Here is an 18,765-nt window from a genome sequence, read left to right as displayed (position 1 = left end):
GTTAAACGCCGATTCCGAAAGGAGTCGGCGTTTTTCTTTGTGCGAACGATCCGTAGCGCGCCTCCATGCTTGAAACTCTGCCGAGGGATGGCTCGGCTGGTGTGCAAGCTTTGGCTGATGACGCGAGCGGAGGCGAGGGGAGGTAGGCCGTCTCGCTTGCCGTCTTACGGCGGCGCCCGCTCGGGTGAGACGACGCCGCCCCAGCGGAGCGTGACGAAGGCAGTTCGCAGCAATGTCGCGCAGCTATTGGTCTGATCGCTTGTTGAGCGAGCGCGCCCGCGTCAAGGTGGCTCGCCCCCTCAGCATGCTGGCTTGATGCTCAAGCGTGCGCCCACAAAAAACGGCGGCACATCTGGCCGCCGTTCGTGTATTCCGAAATCTGCTGCTTACTGTGGTTCTTCGTCGTCCTGCGAAGGCATTGGTACGTTGCGACGCGTCGGCGGGGGGCGCTTACCGACAACGATGGTCAGTTCTACCGCCTTGCCTTTGCGTGAAACCGTCACCTTAGCTTCCGCGCCGGGTTGCAACTGAGCGATGCTGTTGAGCAGCGCCGTCGTATCCAGGATCGGCTCACCGTTGACGCTGGTGAGAATGTCTCCGGGGCGCAGGCCCGCCTTGTCTGCGGGGCCGCCTTGAACCACGGCGGCAATCAGCGCGCCATCCTTGCGCGACAAGCCAAACGACTCGGCGATTTCCGGCGTCACATCCTGCGGCTCTACACCGATCCAGCCGCGCACCACGCTACCGGTCGAGATGATCGATTCCATCACCTGCTTGGCCAGCGACACCGGAATCGCAAAGCCGATGCCAAGCGAGCCGCCCGAGCGCGAGTAGATCGCCGTGTTGATCCCGAGAAGGTTGCCGTCGGCATCGACCAGCGCGCCGCCGGAGTTGCCGGGGTTGATCGCGGCGTCGGTCTGGATGAAGTTCTCGAAGGTGTTGATGCCCAGATGGCTGCGACCCAGGGCGGACACGATCCCCATCGTCACCGTCTGGCCCACGCCGAACGGATTGCCGATGGCGAGCACCACATCGCCAACGCGCACATTCTCCAGTCGGCCCAGGGTGATTGCGGGCAGATTGGGCAGATTGATCTTGAGGACGGCCAGGTCGGTTTCCGGATCGGAGCCGACCACTTTGGCGTTGGTCTTGCGGCCGTCGGTCAGGGCGACTTCGATCTCGTCGGCGCCGTCCACCACGTGGTGGTTCGTTAGAATGTAGCCTTCCGAACTGACGATCACGCCTGAGCCGAGGCTGGCCGTGGGTTCTTGGCGCTGCTCAGGAGCGCGGTCGCCGAAGAAGAACCGGAACCACGGATCAGCGCTGGCTTGCGGGTTGTTGCCACGCTTTGGCGCATTCTTGCTGCTGAAGATGTTGACCACCGCCGGCATCGCCACCTTGGCGGCTTCCGCGTAGGAGTTGCTGGAGGTGCCGCCGTGGCCGATCGGCGCGACTTCCTTCAGCGCGACGATGGGCGAGCCAGATTGCACTGCGACCTTGCCGCGCTGCAGCCAATCAGGCTTGAGCGTGGCGATCACAAACCAGACGGCCAGGACGACCGTGACGGCTTGCGCGAAAAACAGCCAAAAGCGGCGCAACATAGAGCGAAATTGAGTCCAAATGGATCGAAAAGAACTTGAATTGTACTTGAACGACCTGTTGCAGGCGGCCCGTTTTCGGGACTATTGCCCCAACGGTCTGCAGGTGCAAGGGCGCAACACCGTTACCCATATCGTGACGGGGGTGACCGCAAGCCTTGCGCTGATCGAGGCTGCCATTGATGTGGGCGCCGATGCCATCCTCGTGCATCACGGTTACTTCTGGAAGGGGGAGGACGGCCGTGTTGTGGGTCAGAAGCGTGCGCGCCTGAAGCAACTTCTGGCGCACGATCTCAACCTGTTTGCATATCATCTGCCGCTCGATGCGCATCCTGAGCTGGGCAATAACGCGCAGTTGGGTGCGTTGCTGGGCATGTCGCCCCAGGGCCGGTTTGGCGACGATGAACTTGGCTGGGTTGGTACGCTTGCCGCAACGACAACGCTGGGCGCTTTCGCGCGCACGGTGTCAGCAAAGTTGAACCGGGCTGCGCTGGTGATCGGCGAGGAGGATCGCCCGGTGCGCACAGTGGGTTGGTGCACGGGCGGTGCCCAAGGCTGGTTTGATGCTGCCGTGGCTGTCGGTGTGGACGTGTATTTAAGCGGTGAAGCGTCGGAGCAGACCACGCATCTCGCGCGCGAATCGGGGGTTGCCTACATTGGTGCGGGGCACCACGCTACCGAGCGCGGTGGCGTTCAAGCGCTCGGCAATCATCTGGCCGAGCGCTTTGGCGTGGGTCACACCTTCATCGATATCCCGAATCCGGTGTGATTCGACTTCCGATTACGGCTTGTTCTTCAGGCTGTCGCGAATCTCGCGCAGCAGGAGGATGTTTTCGGGCGTTTCGGCGGGCGCAGCCGGCGGGTTGGCGTCGATTACGCGCGTGATGGCGCGCACCATCAGAAAGACGATGAACGCCAGAATCAGAAAGTTGACCGCCACGGTGATGAAGTTGCCGTAGGCGAAGACCGGCACGCCTGCCTTCTTCAGATCGACAAGGGTGTGCGGCACTCCCGCCGGCGCCTCTGCCAACTGGATGAACAGGTTCGAGAAATCGAGCTTGCCAACGATACGGCCGATCAACGGCATGATCAGATCATTGACGAGTGAATCCACGATTTTGCCGAACGCCGCACCGATGATCACACCCACTGCCAGGTCGATCACGTTGCCGCGCATCGCGAATTTCTTGAAGTCTTGCATCAGTGCCATCGGTTTTCTCCGGATTGTTTGATTCGAGACAAACGGTCAAGCTAACGAACGGTTGACCTGAATTGTTGAAAGCGAGGCTGCAAGAGCCATGCCAAAGCCTTGTCAGCATTGGGCTGGCGGGCGATCGGCGTGTTCACTATATCCGTAACCGCTGCGCCCGGCGACCGCTATCGTTCGCTCGGTACGCTCGGGTATAATTTTTGGTTGACGCGAATCTATCTTGATTTCTCATCCTGGGGTCTTGAATGAGTGACCAGCAAAACGTGGACAAAGGTCGCCGTAATCTATTGATTGCGACGTCCGTGGCTGGTGGTGTGGGAGGGGTTGCAGTTGCGGCCCCTTTCGTTTGCACATTCGCACCATCTGAAAAAGCCCGTGCAGCGGGCGCGCCCGTAGAGGCCGACGTGAGTGACCTGGCCCCCGGCCAGATGAAGGTGGTGGAATGGCGCGGCAAGCCGGTCTGGCTGCTCAAACGCACGCCCGACATGCTGGAATCGCTCAAGAAGACCGATAACGAAGTCGCCGACCCCAAGTCCGACGTGCCCTTCACCATGAAGACGCCGGACTACTGCAAGAACGAAACCCGCTCCCGTGCCGAGCATAAAGACCTGCTGGTCGTGGTCGGCATCTGCTCCCATCTTGGTTGCTCCCCGTCTGGTCCGTTTCCCGCGGGTGCCAACGTGCAGCTCGCCGGAGACCCCGGCTTCGTCTGCCCGTGCCACGGCTCCACGTTCGACCTGGCTGGCCGCGTGTTCAAGAACAAGCCCGCGCCGCAAAACCTCGACGTTCCGCCGTACATGTTCCTGTCCGACACGAAACTGGTGATCGGTAAAGACGAGAAAGGAGAGGCTTGATCATGGCCGAGAAGAAGGTGGAGACAACCGGGCTGCTGGGCTGGATCGATGCACGCTTCCCGGCATCGGAGCTGTGGAAGGCGCATCTGTCGGAGTACTACGCGCCGAAGAATTTCAACTTCTGGTATTTCTTCGGATCGCTGGCGCTGCTGGTGCTGGTGATCCAGATCGTCACCGGCATCTTCCTGGTGATGAACTACAAGCCGGACGGTACGCTCAACGCCGCCGGCATCCCCGTCGCCTATGCGAGCGTGGAGTTCATCATGCGCGAGGTGCCGTGGGGCTGGCTGGTGCGCTATATGCACTCGACCGGCGCTTCGGCGTTCTTCATCGTCGTGTATATGCACATGTTCCGCGGCATGCTGTACGGCTCGTACCGTAAGCCGCGTGAGTTGGTCTGGATCTTCGGCTGCCTGATCTTCCTGTGCCTGATGGCCGAAGCCTTCATGGGCTATCTGCTCCCATGGGGCCAGATGTCGTACTGGGGCGCGCAGGTCATCGTGAACCTGTTCTCCGCCATCCCGCTGATCGGCCCGGACCTGTCTCTCTGGATTCGCGGCGACTACGTGGTGTCTGACGCGACGCTGAACCGCTTCTTTTCGTTCCACGTTATCGCGGTGCCGCTGGTGCTGCTGGGCCTGGTGGTGGCGCATATCATCGCGCTGCACGAAGTGGGCTCGAACAACCCGGACGGCGTCGAGATCAAGGCCAAGAAGGACGAGCGCGGCATTCCGCTCGACGGCATTCCGTTCCACCCGTATTACTCGGTGCACGACGTTGTCGGCGTCGCGGTCTTCCTGTTCATCTTCAGCGCGATCGTGTTCTTCGCGCCGGAAATGGGCGGCTACTTCCTGGAAGCCAACAACTTCATCCCGGCAGACTCGCTGAAGACACCGCCGCACATTGCACCGGTCTGGTACTTCACGCCGTTCTATTCGATGCTGCGCGCGACCACGTCGGACTTCCTGCCGTGGCTGTGGGGCTTCATCGCGATCATGCTGGGGCTGCTGTTCGTGCGCTCCAAGAGCATGAAGGTCAAGGGTGTCGCGGTGGCTGTGGCCGTGATCCTGGCGCTGGGCTTCGCCTTCATCGACGCGAAGTTCTGGGGTGTGGTGGTGATGGGCGGCTCGGTGGTGATCTTCTTCTTCCTGCCGTGGCTGGACCAGTCGCCGGTCAAGTCGATCCGCTATCGCCCGGGCTTCCACAAGACGCTGCTGATTGTCTTCGTGATTGCCTTTGCGGTGCTGGGCTATCTGGGTATCCAGCCGCCGAGCCCGGTCGGTTCGATCATCTCGCAGATCGGCACCATTCTGTACTTCGCGTTCTTCCTCGCGATGCCGATCTGGAGCCAGATCGGGACGTTCAAGCCAGTGCCTGAGCGCGTCACGTTCACGCCGCACTGATAGAGCCCGCGCACAAGGACCCATGAAGGACACAAGAATGAAAAAGCTGCTTGCGATTTTCGCCTTGGCCGGTCTCGTGTTTGCCGCGCCCGTGATGGCCAATGAGGGCGGCGTGCCGCTCGATCCGGCGCCCAACCAGTCCAGCGACACGTCTGCGTTGCAGCGCGGCGCCAAGCTGTTCGTCAACTACTGCCTGAACTGCCACGGCGCCAGCGCCATGCGCTACAACCGCCTGCGCGACATCGGTTTGAGCGAGGAGCAGATCAAGCAAAACCTGCTGTTCTCGTCAGACAAGGTCGGCGACACCATGCACATCGCCATGGACCGTGAGGACGCGAAGAAGTGGTTTGGTGCCGTACCGCCGGACCTGTCTGTCATTGCCCGCGCGCGCGGCAGCGACTGGCTCTACACCTACCTTCGTACGTTCTACCGTGACGACACGCGTCCGACTGGCTGGAACAACCTGGTCTTCGACAAGGTCGGCATGCCGCATGTGCTGTGGGAGCTGCAAGGCCAGCAAGTGCCCAAGTACGCCGAAGTGAAGTCTGAGCACGGCGAGGCCGAGAAGAAGCTCGTCGGCCTTGAAGTGACGGTTCCGGGCAAGATGAACAAGGTCGAATATGACCAGGCAGTCGCCGATCTGGTCAGTTATTTGGACTGGATGGCTGAGCCTGCCGGCAACCTGCGCAAGCGCCTCGGCGTCTGGGTATTGTTGTTCATTGGCGTGTTCTTCGTGCTGGCCTGGCGCCTGAATGCGGCCTATTGGAAGGACATCAAGTAAAATCCGTGTTTTCCGGGCAAGGGCTAGGCCGGTGGAGAACTGGCTCTAGCCCTTTGCCTTTTCGCTTTTTGTGCCGTGGCGATGTCATTTGTCGTCACGGTTGTACCGTCATAGGGCCGCCCCCGGCCCATGCGCCAAGGAACTACAACCATGATGGTCTTGTACTCGGGCACCACTTGCCCGTTCTCGCAGCGTTGCCGCCTCGTCCTGTTCGAGAAGGGCATGGATTTCGAGATTCGCGACGTCGATCTCTTCAACAAGCCGGAAGATATCGCGGTGATGAACCCGTACGGCCAGGTGCCCATCCTGGTTGAGCGCGACCTGATTCTTTACGAGTCGAACATCATCAACGAGTACATCGACGAGCGCTTCCCCCACCCGCAGCTGATGCCGGCCGATCCGGTACAGCGCGCCCGCGCCCGCCTGTTCCTGTTCAACTTCGAGAAGGAACTGTTCACGCACGTCTCCGTGCTCGAGAACGAAAAGGGCAAGGCTGCCGAGAAGAATCACGAGAAGGCACGTGCTGCCATCCGCGACCGCCTTACGCAGTTGGCCCCGATCTTCCTGAAGAACAAGTACATGCTGGGCGAAGAGTTCTCGATGCTTGACGTGGCGATTGCGCCGCTGCTGTGGCGTCTGGACCACTACGGCATTGAGGTCTCCAAGAACGCGGCCCCGCTGATGAAATACGCTGAGCGTATCTTCAGCCGTCCGGCGTATATTGAAGCGCTGACGCCGTCGGAAAAGGTCATGCGCCGCTGATTGCCGCCGGGTCGCCAGTCTCGCTCGGGTTGCTCCTGTGCGTGGCCGCGCCCAACGGTCACTGATTTCATCATGTCGGAAACCTCCACCAAGCCCTATCTGATCCGTGCCATCTATGAATGGTGCACGGATAACGGCTTCACGCCGTACATCGCTGTCTTCGTCGACAAGAGCACCAACGTGCCGCGCGAGTTCGTCAAGAACGACGAAATCGTGCTGAATGTGAGCTTTGACGCGACCAGCCAGCTCGACATGGGCAACGAGTGGATCACGTTCCACGCGCGGTTCTCGGGCGTGTCACGCAAGATCGAAGTGCCGATCGAAAACGTGCTCGCCGTGTATGCGCGCGAGAACGGGCAGGGTATGGCATTCCCGGTAGAGCGCAGCACGCCGACGACACAGGCCGCAACCGAACGTGAGAACAATCCGCCGCCCAAGCTGGCCGCGGTGGACTCCGAATCGGTGCCTGCGCCCGTCCCTGTCGAAGCCGAAACCGGCCCGGAAGACGACCCGACGCCGCCGAATGTGCCTCGCATTGGGGGCAAGCCTGCGCTAAAGGTCGTCAAGTAACGCGTGTTAGGTTAGAATCGCGTTTCTTTGCCGGCTTAGCTCATCTGGTAGAGCAGTTGATTTGTAATCATCAGGTGGCGGGTTCGAGTCCTGCAGCCGGCACCAGCATCACGAAAACGGTCTCCCTTGCGGAGGCCGTTTTCTTTTGTCCGGCCGGCTTAGTCTGCTAAACGCGCACTTCTTTCCCAAAGATGCACGTCCAGCCCCGCATCGTGTCCATGTACTCGCGCACCCGGGCGATCCGCTCGCCCTCCAGCACGAAGACGAAGCAATAGGTGTTGTCGTAGCGTCGGCCGTTCGCCAGCGTGGCCCGCATGCGTTCCTCCACGATCACCGTTTCGTCATTGGCGTGGATCGCGCTGACTTCTACCAAGACATCGGCGACGAAAAGCTTCGGGAACGTGACCGTGAGGAAGTGCACGATGGCGTCGCGCCCGATCATGTGATGCGTGCAGTCGAGCGCAATGGCGGTGGCGTTACCCTCGGGAGCGAGCCATTGCGCGTCTGGCGTGAAGCAGTCGGCAATGCGGGCGGCATCGCGTGACGCGAATGCACGCCACGCATCTATGACGATGTCTTTGCTGGTTCGAGACGTCATGTGCGGCATGGAAGAGCAGGATTTACGTCGATCCTAATGTCTGCAAACCTCGCTGGCGCGCCAGTTTCGGACCACTCCCTGTTCGCCTGCGATCCAGCTCCGCGAGCCTTAACCGCGCCGCACCCAGATCACTTTGCCGCCCTGAATGCCCAGATTGCGTCGTTCTTCGCGGTAATCCATGGTGCCGGGCAGGGCTCTGCCATCGCGCTCGCTAATGCGCCAGAGGCAGCCGTTGAGCAGGGCAGCGGCGTCCTGTTCGGATTTGCCGATCAGGGCGTTGTCAGGACCTGCGGCCGCCTGGCAAGTGGCCGTGGCCGGTGTGTGTTCGGTCACCTTGGATTCGGCCCCGCTCCTGGTCTGTTCCGAGCCTGCCGTCGAGCAGCCGACCATGCCTGCTATTGCCGCGATCATAGTGAGCAGCGTTGCTAAGCGCGTCACACAACCTCCGTCTGATATCGCTGTGGCGAGCGCCCCCTCGTGATGCGCTCGATCGTGATTGCAGTCTACCGATGTCGACTTGCGAGGCGCCTCTCATCGCGTTGTTGCCGCCGCGCAATGGGCTTCGTGACACCTCCAAGAAAACGCTTGCCGCCGTCAACGAGACTTTGTTACTCTGCGCCCCGTCACAGCTACGGAGACTATCTCCATGGACAGTTGTTCTAGTCGATCCTCGATCGCACATTGAACGGCTAGACAGTCTCGGCGCATCGCTTCGCGCCTCACCACTGCCTAGCCGTATCGCACGGCAGGCGGTGGCGCTTGAGTAGGTTCTCTGCGCAAGTCCCTTCCTGAATTCGATTGTTGTATCCGGCACAGCCGCATGGCTGCGTGCGTTTGCGCGCGCCATGACGCGGCGTGGCCGGCGTTCGCCTACGCCTGTCAGAGAAACGGGCGGGGGAGGTCTCATGCTGTTTCTCTCGATGCTGGAGTACGTTTGGGTGGCGGTGCGTCCGCTGGTTTGGGTTCGCGTGCTGATGGGCGTGGCAGCCATTGTGTCGGTGAAGTCGATGGCGCATGCGGCGGACGTACCCGCTTCAGCGGTTGACGTCCCACGCATCGCCAGCGGCGAACTGGACGACCGTTTCGGTTTCCATGGCCAAACCACCTACGTGTGGCAACGCAAGCCAGCCTTCAACGCTGCATACAGTGGCGGCAACAGCCTTGGCGCCGCGCGCGCCAAGAGCTATTCCTTCACGGCCACGCTCGACCTGGGCATGCGCTTATGGAAGGGCGCCGAGTTCCACTTCAACCCCGAGGTCGCGCAGGGCGTGGCGTTCTCAGAGCTGCATGGCCTTGGCGGCTTGCCAAACGGGGAACTGGCCAAGACGGCCGGGACGAATCCAACGCTGTACCGCGCCCGCGCTTTCCTGCGCCAGACGTGGGGCCTGGGTGGCGACACGGAAAAGGTCGACGCCGATTTCAACCAGTTCGCCAACGTCGTCGACAAGCGCCGTGTGGTGCTGACAGCCGGCAACTTCGCGGTGCCTGATGTCTTCGATGCGGTGTCGTATGCGCAAGATCCGCGCACCCAGTTCTTGAACTGGTCGTTCATGGCGCATCCGTCGTTCGACTATCCCGCCGATGCGCGTGGCTACAACTGGGGCGTGGCGCTTGAGTACGTCGACAGCGAGAACGGTTGGGCCGTGCGCGCTGGCCGCTTCCTGCAGCCGGAACAATCGAACGGTTTGCCGCTCGACACGCGGTTCCTCAAGCACTACGGCGACATCCTCGAGCTGGAGAAGCGCTACACGCTGTTCGGTCAGGAAGGCACGGCGCGGTTGCTCGGTTGGCGAAACCAGGCGCGCATGGGCCGATTCGACGATGCGATGGCGCTTGGCGCCGCCACAGGTGCGGCGCCCGACGTCGGACTGGTGCGCAAGGCGCATGCAAAGCTGGGCGTTGGCATCTCGTTCGAACAGAAAGCCGGTGACAACCTCGGCCTGTTCGCACGCCTGAATTGGTCGGACGACAAGACCGAGACGTACGCCTTTACCGAAGCTGGCCGGAGCGTGTCGTTTGGTGGATTGCTCAAGGGTGCCGCTTGGCGCCGTGCGAACGATGTGCTGGGCGTGGCCGTCGCGGTGAACATGCTGGGGCCGGATGACCGCGCCTATTTGGCCGCAGGCGGCAGCGGCGCGTTCCTTGGCGATGGCGGCTTGAACTATGGCCACGAGCGCGTGCTGGAACTGTTCTACAGCCTGCAGGTAACCAAAGTCCTGGCGATCAGCCCCGACTTCCAGCTCATCCAGAACCCGGGCTACAACCGCGATCGCGGTCCGGCCAAGTTCGTGGGCGTTCGCGTCCACGCCGAGTTCTAACCGTAGGAGGACCCATATGGACAGTCCGAGTCGACCTTACCGAACGTCTTCTTTTCCCTAGGCGAGTCCGCCGCACGGTTGTTCCTTGCTGCTGACTTGCCGCCCTGGCAAGGCAGCGGTGTCTGCATCGCTCCTTGATCGTTTCGACTATGCCGCTGCGTGTATGCAACGCATGCGGCGATGGCCGCGTGCCGTGCATGTGCGCACGCGGTGAGGAGAGTGTCATGCGCAAATTCAATATTCCCGCGCGTCGTTTCTCGGCGATCGCACTGCCGTTCAGTTCGCCGTTTGTGCAGGCGCGGGCCGGTGCGCCCGGGCGCGCCGACGCTGCGTCGACCACGTCCAACCGGCGTGCCGGTGACGGCGGCCAAGCGTTTTCCAACCAAGGCTATGCGGCGGCGGCCATCCGGCTTTCGCGCACCTATTGGTAGTTCAACGGCGGGTAATCCGATAACACAACACAAACGGAGTTCGATATGGCCCAATTCGCTTCGGGCATCGACGCACCACCACGTCACGCCGCGCTCGACGATGCTCACGTGGGCGATATTCGCGGCGCGCTCGGCACCATCGCGCATCACGATACGGGCGCCCGTAACAGCTGGCGCGCGCGCTTGCGAACGCTGCTCGCCATCCTCGGGCCTGGCCTGATCGTGATGGTCGGCGACAACGACGCCGGCGCCTTCGGCACGTACACACAGGCCGGGCAGAACTACGGCACCACGCTGCTGTGGACGCTATTGCTGCTCATCCCCGTGCTGTACGTGAACCAGGAGATGGTGCTGCGCCTGGGCGCCGTCACGCGCGTTGGCCACGCGCGGTTGATCTTTGCGCGCTTCGGCAGGTTCTGGGGCAGCTTCTCCGTCATCGATCTGTTCCTGGTGAACGCGCTGACGCTCGTGACGGAGTTCATCGGCATCAGCCTCGCGCTCGAGTATCTCGGCATTCCGCGACATTGGGGCGTGTGCGCGGCGGCGGTTCTGGTGATGCTGGCCGCGTCCACCGGAGATTTCCGCCGCTTTGAGCGCTTTGCGCTGGTGCTGGTGGCGGGCAGCCTCACGCTGATCCCGGTGTTCGTGATGGTGCATCCGCCGATGGGGCAGGTGGCGCGCGACTTCTTCGTGCCGGCGCTGCCCGCCGGTGCGCCGCTTGCCGAGGTGATGCTCCTGATCATCGCCATCGTGGGGACGACGGTGGCGCCGTGGCAGTTGTTCTTCCAGCAAAGCTACGTGATCGACAAGCGCATCACGGCGCGCTTCATCCGCTACGAGCGTGCGGACGTTTGGCTCGGCATCGTCCTCGTGATCGCCGGCGCGGTCGCGATGATCGCTTTCAGTGCCCAGGCCTTCCACGGCACGCCGGAGTTCGGCAATTACACCGATGCGCTCGGCACGGCGCACGGCCTGGAGCGCCACTCGGGCCGCTGGGCCGGCGTGCTGTTTGCGATTGCGTTGCTGGACGCCAGCATCATCGGCGCCTGTGCGGTCTCGTTGTCGACTGCCTATGCGATTGGCGACGTGTTCGCCGTCCGGCATTCGCTGCATCGCAAGCCGACGGAGGCCAAGGGCTTTTATGCCGTGTACTTCGGCCTGACGTTGCTGGCCGCAGGGCTGGTGCTGACGCCGGGCGTGCCGCTCGGTCTGCTGACCAATGCGGTGCAATCGCTGGCAGGGGTGCTGTTGCCAAGCGCCACGGTGTTCCTGCTGCTGTTGTGCAACGACAAGGCCGTGCTAGGGCCTTGGACGAACGGCCGCGCGATGAACATCTTCACCGGCGGTGTGGTGGCTGTGCTGGTGATGTTGTCCGTCATCCTCACGGCCGCCGTGCTCTTCCCCAGCATCGGCGAATTCGAGATCGGCGCCATCCTACTCGGCGGGTCGCTAATCGTGGGGGTGATGTCGCTCGTGCTGTGGCGTATCGAGCGACGTACCCATCGGCCGCACCATCCGCGGCGCGTGAGTGTGCTGGACCGCGACCACTGGACCATGCCATCGCTTGAGCAGCTTCCGCCTGCGCGCTGGACGCCACTCAAACGCACCTGGATGTTTGTGCTGCGCGGTTACCTCGTGGTGGCGGCAGGGCTGGTTCTGGTGAGGATTGTTGGGCTCCTCATCCAGTGACGCAGTCCTGTGAGGGCGAGGGGAGCCACCCGGGTGGCTCCCCAAGATGAGAATTGTTCTTATTATTCGCTGCCTATTTGGGCGCACATCTGGGGATAACGTCGGGTGCGCGCCACTGTGGCTGATTGTCGCAGTGCAACAACAGGCACTTTCGATTTGCTTACCCGCAAAGCCACGTAAACCCTAGCCGTACGGCGAGGGCATCACTTGTCAATCGACGCCGTTTTCTATTTGCCTGAGCACATAGCGCGATCCGGAGCGCCATCTGGCGGTAAGATCGCGCCCGCATTCCACTCCCAACCGCGCTCCCCCAACGGGCGCATGACGTAGTGCCTGCTCCGACCTTTTACGCCCCCGATCTGTCGTCCGCCGCTTTGTGCGACGCGGCGGCGCTCGACTTCGCCCATGCCCGGCATGAGCGAAGCCCGCCTCGCCAACTGAGGGCGTTGGGTTCAGCTTCTCCCTGACCGGCGCCTGATGTGATCGAAGATCCGCTGCCGCACCTCACCTGTACTCGGGGCGCCGGTAGTTCGGTCTTCTCTCATTTCCCGCGTTTTTCCGCCTGTGGCCGCTGTCTGGGCTGCTGGGCTCCCGTGATGTCCGGAAGCATCGCCGGCGCAATTGTGCAAGACATGAAGAACACACTCGTTCCACATATGAAGCGGCTCCTCGCCGCAAGCCTCCCGCTCCTGCTGGCGGGCTGCAACCTGACGGTCCTGGACCCGAAGGGGATGATTGCGGCTGAAGAAAAGACGCTGATCCTGGTGGCGACCGGCCTGATGCTGCTGGTGGTCATCCCCGTGATCGTGCTGACGCTGGTGTTTGCGTGGAAGTACCGCGCGTCCAACACCCGCGCCCGCTACGAGCCGGACTGGTCGCACTCCAACGCCATCGAGGCTGTGGTGTGGCTGATCCCCTGCCTGATCATCATCGTGCTGGGCGTGATCACCTACAAGTCCACGCACGCGCTCGATCCGTACAAGCCGATCGAATCGGATGTGAAGCCCATCACGGTCGAGGCTGTTTCGCTGGATTGGAAGTGGCTGTTCATCTATCCGGAACTCAAGATCGCAACGGTCAATCAGCTCGCATTCCCGGCCAACACCCCGATCAACTTCAAGATCACGTCCGACACGGTGATGAACGCGTTCTTCATCCCGCAGCTGGGCAGCCAGGTGTATGCCATGGCGGGCATGCAGACCAAGCTGCACCTGATCGCCAATGAGACCGGCGTGTTCGACGGCATGTCATCGAACTACAGCGGCTCGGGTTTCACGGGCATGAAGTTCAAGGCCACGGCCATGACGAACGAAGAGTTCGATGCCTGGGTCAAGCAGGTCCGTGAGTCGTCGCAGAACCTGACCAAGGAAGGCTACGCCGAGCTGTCCAAGCCGAGCGAGAAGGTGCCGCCGGCGGTGTACGCATCGGTCGACCCGACCCTGTATCACAGCATCCTGCACAAATACATGGACAAGATGGGCGAGGGCGACAAGGTCCTGACGCTCGACGAGGCGCTCGAAGGCGCCAACTGCACGACGGCCACGGCTGAGGCGGCAACGCGTCCGCTGCCGGTGCAGTCAGCCCTGCCTGCGCCGAAGAGCGCGGCCAAGAATTCCTAGGAGTTGACGATGTTTGGCAAGTTGAGTCTGGAGGCCATTCCGCTGCACGAGCCCATCGTGGTCGTGACGGTGTCGGCCATTCTGTTGGGTGGCGCTGGCCTGTTCGGCCTGATCACCTATCTCAAGAAGTGGACCTACCTCTGGAATGAGTGGATCACCTCGGTCGATCACAAGAAGATCGGCGTGATGTACTGCATTCTGGCCATCGTGATGCTGCTGCGCGGCTTTGCCGACGCCATCATGATGCGCTCGCAACTGGCGGTTGCCTCGGGCGGCGGTGCCGGCTATCTGCCGCCTGAGCACTATGACCAGATCTTTACCGCGCACGGCGTGATCATGATTTTCTTCATGGCCATGCCGCTGATGACGGGCCTGATCAACCTGATCGTGCCGCTGCAGATCGGCGCGCGCGACGTGGCATTCCCGTTCCTGAACACGCTGTCGTTCTGGCTGGCTGCCGCAGGTGTGGTGCTGATCAACGTGTCGCTCGGCGTGGGTGAATTTGCTCGCACCGGCTGGCTGGCGTACCCGCCGCTGTCGGAGCTGGCGTACAGCCCGGGCGTGGGGGTCGATTACTACATCTGGGCGTTGCAGATATCAGGCCTCGGGACATTGCTGACCGGCGTGAACTTCGTCGCGACCATCTTCAAGATGCGCGCGCCGGGCATGACGCTGATGCGCATGCCGATCTTCACCTGGACCGCCCTGTGCGCCAACATCCTGATCGTGGCCGCCTTCCCGGTGCTGACCGTGGCGCTGGCGCTGCTGGGCGCCGACCGCTATCTCGACATGCACTTCTTCACGAACGGCGGTGGCGGCAACGCCATGCTGTATGTGAACCTGATCTGGATCTGGGGCCACCCCGAGGTGTACATCCTGATCCTGCCGGCCTTCGGCATGTTCTCGGAAATCGTCTCGACGTTCTCGCGCAAGAAGCTGTTCGGCTACACGTCGATGGTGTGGGCGACCGCCGGCATCACCGTGCTGTCGTTCCTGGTGTGGCTGCACCACTTCTTCACCATGGGCTCGGGTGCGAACGTCAACGCGTTCTTCGGTATCGCGACGATGATCATCTCGATCCCGACGGGCGTGAAGATCTTCAACTGGCTGTTCACGATGTACCGCGGCCGCGTCGAGCTGAACTCGATGATGCTGTGGACGATCGGCTTCATGATCACCTTCGTGATCGGCGGCATGACTGGCGTGCTGCTGGCCGTGCCGGGCGCCGACTTCCTGCTGCACAACAGCCTGTTCCTGATCGCTCACTTTCACAACACCATCATCGGTGGCGTGGTGTTCGGTTACCTGGCTGGTATCACGTACTGGTTCCCGAAGGCCTTCGGCTTCAAGCTGGACGAGAAGTGGGGCAAGCGCGCCTTCTGGTGCTGGTTCGTGGGCTTCTACACCGCCTTCATGCCGCTGTACGTGCTCGGCTTCATGGGCATGACGCGTCGTCTGAACCATACCGACAACCCGGCATGGCAGCCGTGGCTGATCGTCGCCGTGATCGGCGCCGCGATCATCGCCTGCGGTATCGCTTCGCAGCTCATCCAGATCTTCGTGAGCATCCGCAACCGTCACGCGCTGGCAGACGTGACGGGCGATCCGTGGGGCGGCCGTACGCTGGAATGGGCGACGTCGTCGCCGCCGGCGCACTACAACTTCGCCCGCGTGCCGGTCATCCGTGACATCGACGCTTTTGCCGACATGAAGGCACGCGGCGAGGTGCTGACGCAGGTCGCACCGAGCTACGAGAAGATTCACATGCCGAAGAACACCGGCGCCGGCTTCTTCATCGGCATGTTCTCGATCGTGATGGGCTTCGCGCTGATCTGGCACATCTGGTGGATGGCCGTGCTGGGTCTGGTCGGCATGATCGGCAGCTTCATCCTCCGCAGCAACAACGACGACATCGATTACTACGTGCCCGCTCACGAGGTTCACGAGACCGAGTCGGCCTACTTCCAACGTATCGGTTCGCAGGCATAAACCATGGCTTCCAATGTTCTAGACGGTCACGCCGCGCACGGTCACGCGCACGGCCACGACCACGCGCATGACCATGCGCACCACCACGACGCCGCAGACACCAAGGTCTTCGGCTTCTGGGTGTACCTGATGAGCGACTTGATCATCTTCGCGTCGCTGTTTGCCACGTTCTGCGTCCTGCGCGGCGCGACGGCAGGCGGCCCGACGGGCAAGGAGCTCTTCGATCTGTCGTATGTGGCAATCGAAACCGGCATCCTGCTGGTGTCGTCCATCACCTACGGCATGGTGATGATCAGCCTGCAGAACGGCCGCAAGGATCAAGTGATGCTGTGGCTGGGCATCACGCTGCTGCTGGGCGCCGCGTTCGTTGGTATGGAAATCAACGAGTTCCACCATCTGATCGCCGAAGGCGCGGGTCCGAGCCGCAGCGCATTCCTGTCGTCGTTCTTCCTGCTGGTCGGCACGCACGGCCTGCACGTGGCGAGCGGCATGCTGTGGATCATCGTCCTGATGTGGCAGATCGCTGCCAAGGGCCTGACCCCGACCCAATCCACACGCCTGTCGTGCCTGAGCCTGTTCTGGCACTTCTTGGACGTGGTGTGGATCGGCGTGTTTACCGTCGTGTATCTGCTGGGAGCGATGTAAATGGAACAGACCAACGTTTCGACGGGCATTTCCCACGATGATGCCCACGGTCATTCGGCTGGCGGCGCCGGCCATGCCACCGTCAAGGGCTACCTGATCGGCTTCGTGCTGGCGGTGATCCTGACCGCCATCCCATTCAAGATGGTGATGGACGGCGGCTACTCGCACCAGACGGTGCTGGTGACGGTGATGGCCCTGGCGGTCGTGCAGATCGTCGTGCACCTGATCTATTTCCTGCACCTGGACGGCTCGTCCGCCCAGCGCTGGAATGTGATGGCCTTCCTGTTCACGCTGCTGATCCTGGCGATCGTCGTTGTCGGCTCGCTGTGGGTCATGCATAACATGAACGCCAACATGATGACGATGTAACGAGGCCTGGCCTCTGTTGCATTGGAAGGGCGCCCTGGTGGGCGCCTTTTCTTTTGCTCGTGCGGCCTTGAGCCCTGGGTTTGCCACGCCCCGGCTTTGTTAAACTCGCCGGGTTCCCCATTTCTGCGTTTCCCCCCGCAATTCCGCCATGTCACAGTACGTTTTCACCATGAACCGCGTGGGCAAGATCGTTCCGCCCAAGCGCCAGATCCTCAAGGACATCTCGCTGTCGTTCTTCCCGGGCGCCAAGATTGGCGTGCTGGGCCTGAACGGCTCCGGCAAGTCGACCGTGCTGAAGATCATGGCCGGCCTCGACAAGGACATCGAGGGCGAAGCCACGCCGATGCCCAACCTGAACATCGGTTACCTGCCGCAGGAGCCGCAGCTCGATCCCGCCAAGACTGTGCGTGAAGAAGTGGAGAGCGGCCTGGGCGAAGTGATGGATGCGCAAAAGCAGCTCGAAGCCATCTACGCCGCGTACGCCGAGGAAGGCGCTGACTTCGACAAGCTGGCCGAAGAACAGGCGCGTCTGGAAGCCATCATCGCCGCCGGCTCCGGTGACAACGTCGAACTGCAGCTGGAAATTGCCGCCGACGCACTGCGCCTGCCGCCGTGGGACGCCAAGATCGAACACCTCTCGGGCGGTGAAAAGCGCCGCGTCGCGCTGTGCAAGCTGCTGCTCTCGCGCCCCGACATGCTGCTGCTCGACGAGCCGACGAACCACCTGGATGCGGAATCGGTGGACTGGCTCGAGCAGTTCCTCACGCGCTTCCCGGGCACCGTGGTGGCCGTGACGCACGATCGCTACTTCCTCGATAACGCCGCCGAGTGGATTCTCGAACTCGACCGTGGACACGGCATCCCCTGGAAGGGCAATTACAGCTCGTGGCTTGATCAGAAAGAGACGCGCCTGAAGCAGGAAGAATCGAGCGAATCTGCGCGCCAAAAGGCGCTGAAGAAAGAACTGGAATGGGTGCGTCAGAACCCGAAGGGCCGTCAAGCCAAATCGAAGGCGCGTCTGGCTCGCTTTGACGAGTTGAACAGCCAGGAATACCAGAAGCGCAACGAAACGCAGGAAATCTTCATCCCGGCCGGCGAGCGTCTGGGCAATGAAGTGATCGAGTTCACCAACGTCAGTAAGAGCTATGGCGATCGCCTGCTGATCGACAACCTGAGCTTTACGATTCCGCCGGGCGCGATCGTCGGCATCATTGGCCCGAACGGCGCCGGTAAGTCGACGCTGTTCCGCATGATCACGGGCAAGGAGCAGCCGGATTCGGGCACCATCAAGATCGGCCCGACCGTCAAGCTGGCTTACGTTGACCAGAGCCGCGATGCGCTTTCCGCAGACAAGACTGTCTTCGAAGAAATCTCGAACGGCTCGGACATCCTCACGGTGGGCCGGTACGAGACGCCATCGCGCGCCTACATCGGCCGCTTCAACTTCAAGGGTGGCGATCAGCAGAAGCACGTCGGCACGCTGTCGGGTGGCGAGCGTGGGCGCCTGCATCTGGCCAAGACGCTCATCTCGGGCGGCAACGTGCTGCTTCTGGATGAACCGTCGAACGACCTCGACGTGGAAACGCTGCGTGCGCTCGAAGATGCACTGCTCGAATTCGCGGGCTGCGTGATGGTGATCTCGCACGACCGCTGGTTCCTCGATCGCATCGCCACGCACATCATCGCGTTCGAAGGCGATTCGCACGTCGAATTCTTCCCGGGCAACTACCAGGAATACGAAGCCGACAAGAAGAAGCGTCTGGGCGAAGAAGGCGCCAAGCCCAAGCGTATCCGCTACAAGCCCGTTACGCGCTAGGACGGCTCGCCGGCCTACTGTGCGACCCGATCTCGGTCCTCGATGCTCGCCGTACTCATGTACGGCTGCGCTTCTCAGACCGATTTTGGGGCCGCTCGCTACGGCCTTCGAAC

Annotated in this window: 18 protein-coding genes and 1 tRNA gene; 15 read left to right on the top strand and 4 right to left on the bottom strand. The window is 61.9% G+C overall.

Annotation, left to right across the window (positions count from 1 at the left end; genetic code table 11):
• Positions 1 to 386 precede the first annotated feature (386 nt).
• Positions 387 to 1,601, bottom strand: coding sequence for a Do family serine endopeptidase (locus tag ACTJK4_RS22450; RefSeq protein ID WP_260804110.1), 1,215 nt, complete (start codon positions 1,599 to 1,601; stop codon positions 387 to 389).
• A 19-nt stretch (positions 1,602 to 1,620) separates the two neighbouring features.
• Here ACTJK4_RS22450 and ACTJK4_RS22445 point away from each other — a divergent pair, with 19 nt between their 5' ends.
• The gene (locus ACTJK4_RS22445) at positions 1,621 to 2,367 is read left to right on the top strand and encodes a Nif3-like dinuclear metal center hexameric protein (RefSeq protein ID WP_440819008.1); all 747 of its coding nucleotides are present in this window, start codon (positions 1,621 to 1,623) and stop codon (positions 2,365 to 2,367) included.
• 12 nt (positions 2,368 to 2,379) lie between these two features.
• Here the strand turns inward: ACTJK4_RS22445 and mscL are convergent, their stop codons facing one another.
• Positions 2,380 to 2,808 carry a large conductance mechanosensitive channel protein MscL gene (gene mscL, locus ACTJK4_RS22440; protein WP_232041149.1) on the bottom strand — a complete coding sequence of 143 codons (429 nt, stop codon included), beginning with the start codon at positions 2,806 to 2,808 and terminating at the stop codon, positions 2,380 to 2,382.
• A 245-nt stretch (positions 2,809 to 3,053) separates the two neighbouring features.
• Between mscL and petA the strand changes: the two genes are divergently transcribed.
• From petA to ACTJK4_RS22410, 6 genes are all read left to right on the top strand, one after another.
• On the top strand, positions 3,054 to 3,662 hold the full coding sequence (gene petA, locus ACTJK4_RS22435) for a ubiquinol-cytochrome c reductase iron-sulfur subunit (RefSeq protein WP_009241960.1): 609 nt from the start codon (positions 3,054 to 3,056) through the stop codon (positions 3,660 to 3,662).
• Positions 3,662 to 5,065: a cytochrome b gene (locus ACTJK4_RS22430; protein WP_232043059.1), complete on the top strand. Its 1,404-nt coding sequence runs from the start codon at positions 3,662 to 3,664 to the stop codon at positions 5,063 to 5,065. The genes petA and ACTJK4_RS22430 overlap by 1 nt, the downstream gene beginning before the upstream one ends.
• 37 nt (positions 5,066 to 5,102) lie before the next feature.
• On the top strand, positions 5,103 to 5,846 hold the full coding sequence (locus ACTJK4_RS22425; RefSeq protein ID WP_024977815.1) for a cytochrome c1: 744 nt from the start codon (positions 5,103 to 5,105) through the stop codon (positions 5,844 to 5,846).
• A gap of 150 nt (positions 5,847 to 5,996) precedes the next feature.
• Complete coding sequence (locus ACTJK4_RS22420; RefSeq protein ID WP_004634649.1) at positions 5,997 to 6,608, top strand: glutathione S-transferase N-terminal domain-containing protein; 612 nt, start codon at positions 5,997 to 5,999, stop codon at positions 6,606 to 6,608.
• A gap of 72 nt (positions 6,609 to 6,680) precedes the next feature.
• On the top strand, positions 6,681 to 7,178 hold the full coding sequence (locus ACTJK4_RS22415; protein WP_232041148.1) for a ClpXP protease specificity-enhancing factor: 498 nt from the start codon (positions 6,681 to 6,683) through the stop codon (positions 7,176 to 7,178).
• A gap of 29 nt (positions 7,179 to 7,207) precedes the next feature.
• Positions 7,208 to 7,283, top strand: a tRNA-Thr gene (locus tag ACTJK4_RS22410).
• Between the two features lie 61 nt (positions 7,284 to 7,344).
• On the opposite strand, the gene ACTJK4_RS22405 is transcribed toward ACTJK4_RS22410, so the two are convergent.
• The gene (locus ACTJK4_RS22405; protein WP_440819004.1) at positions 7,345 to 7,776 is read right to left on the bottom strand and encodes a nuclear transport factor 2 family protein; all 432 of its coding nucleotides are present in this window, start codon (positions 7,774 to 7,776) and stop codon (positions 7,345 to 7,347) included.
• A 108-nt stretch (positions 7,777 to 7,884) separates the two neighbouring features.
• Positions 7,885 to 8,214: a hypothetical protein gene (locus ACTJK4_RS22400; protein ID WP_260804113.1), complete on the bottom strand. Its 330-nt coding sequence runs from the start codon at positions 8,212 to 8,214 to the stop codon at positions 7,885 to 7,887.
• Positions 8,215 to 8,681: 467 nt separating this feature from the next.
• Here ACTJK4_RS22400 and ACTJK4_RS22395 point away from each other — a divergent pair, with 467 nt between their 5' ends.
• From ACTJK4_RS22395 to ettA, 8 genes are all read left to right on the top strand, one after another.
• Positions 8,682 to 10,094: a carbohydrate porin gene (locus ACTJK4_RS22395; RefSeq protein ID WP_260804114.1), complete on the top strand. Its 1,413-nt coding sequence runs from the start codon at positions 8,682 to 8,684 to the stop codon at positions 10,092 to 10,094.
• Positions 10,095 to 10,318: 224 nt separating this feature from the next.
• Positions 10,319 to 10,525 (top strand): hypothetical protein, encoded by a 207-nt coding sequence (locus ACTJK4_RS22390; RefSeq protein ID WP_260804115.1) that lies wholly within the window; start codon positions 10,319 to 10,321, stop codon positions 10,523 to 10,525.
• A gap of 45 nt (positions 10,526 to 10,570) precedes the next feature.
• On the top strand, positions 10,571 to 12,214 hold the full coding sequence (locus ACTJK4_RS22385; RefSeq protein ID WP_440819002.1) for an NRAMP family divalent metal transporter: 1,644 nt from the start codon (positions 10,571 to 10,573) through the stop codon (positions 12,212 to 12,214).
• 632 nt (positions 12,215 to 12,846) lie between these two features.
• A complete protein-coding gene (gene cyoA, locus ACTJK4_RS22380; protein WP_232041142.1) occupies positions 12,847 to 13,833 on the top strand; it encodes a ubiquinol oxidase subunit II in 987 nt (328 codons plus the stop codon).
• Between the two features lie 9 nt (positions 13,834 to 13,842).
• On the top strand, positions 13,843 to 15,822 hold the full coding sequence (gene cyoB, locus ACTJK4_RS22375; protein ID WP_440818999.1) for a cytochrome o ubiquinol oxidase subunit I: 1,980 nt from the start codon (positions 13,843 to 13,845) through the stop codon (positions 15,820 to 15,822).
• A 3-nt stretch (positions 15,823 to 15,825) separates the two neighbouring features.
• Positions 15,826 to 16,467 carry a cytochrome o ubiquinol oxidase subunit III gene (gene cyoC / locus ACTJK4_RS22370; protein ID WP_232041141.1) on the top strand — a complete coding sequence of 214 codons (642 nt, stop codon included), beginning with the start codon at positions 15,826 to 15,828 and terminating at the stop codon, positions 16,465 to 16,467.
• On the top strand, positions 16,468 to 16,836 hold the full coding sequence (locus ACTJK4_RS22365) for a cytochrome o ubiquinol oxidase subunit IV (protein ID WP_232041140.1): 369 nt from the start codon (positions 16,468 to 16,470) through the stop codon (positions 16,834 to 16,836).
• 148 nt (positions 16,837 to 16,984) lie between these two features.
• Positions 16,985 to 18,652: an energy-dependent translational throttle protein EttA gene (gene ettA / locus ACTJK4_RS22360; RefSeq protein ID WP_232041139.1), complete on the top strand. Its 1,668-nt coding sequence runs from the start codon at positions 16,985 to 16,987 to the stop codon at positions 18,650 to 18,652.
• Positions 18,653 to 18,765 lie beyond the last annotated feature (113 nt).

The organism is Ralstonia sp. 22111 (assembly GCF_052045895.1).
Taxonomy (GTDB): Bacteria; Pseudomonadota; Gammaproteobacteria; order Burkholderiales; family Burkholderiaceae; genus Ralstonia; species Ralstonia wenshanensis.
The sequence above is the reverse complement of the archived record's forward strand: the minus strand, read 5'-3'. Positions and strand labels throughout refer to the sequence as shown.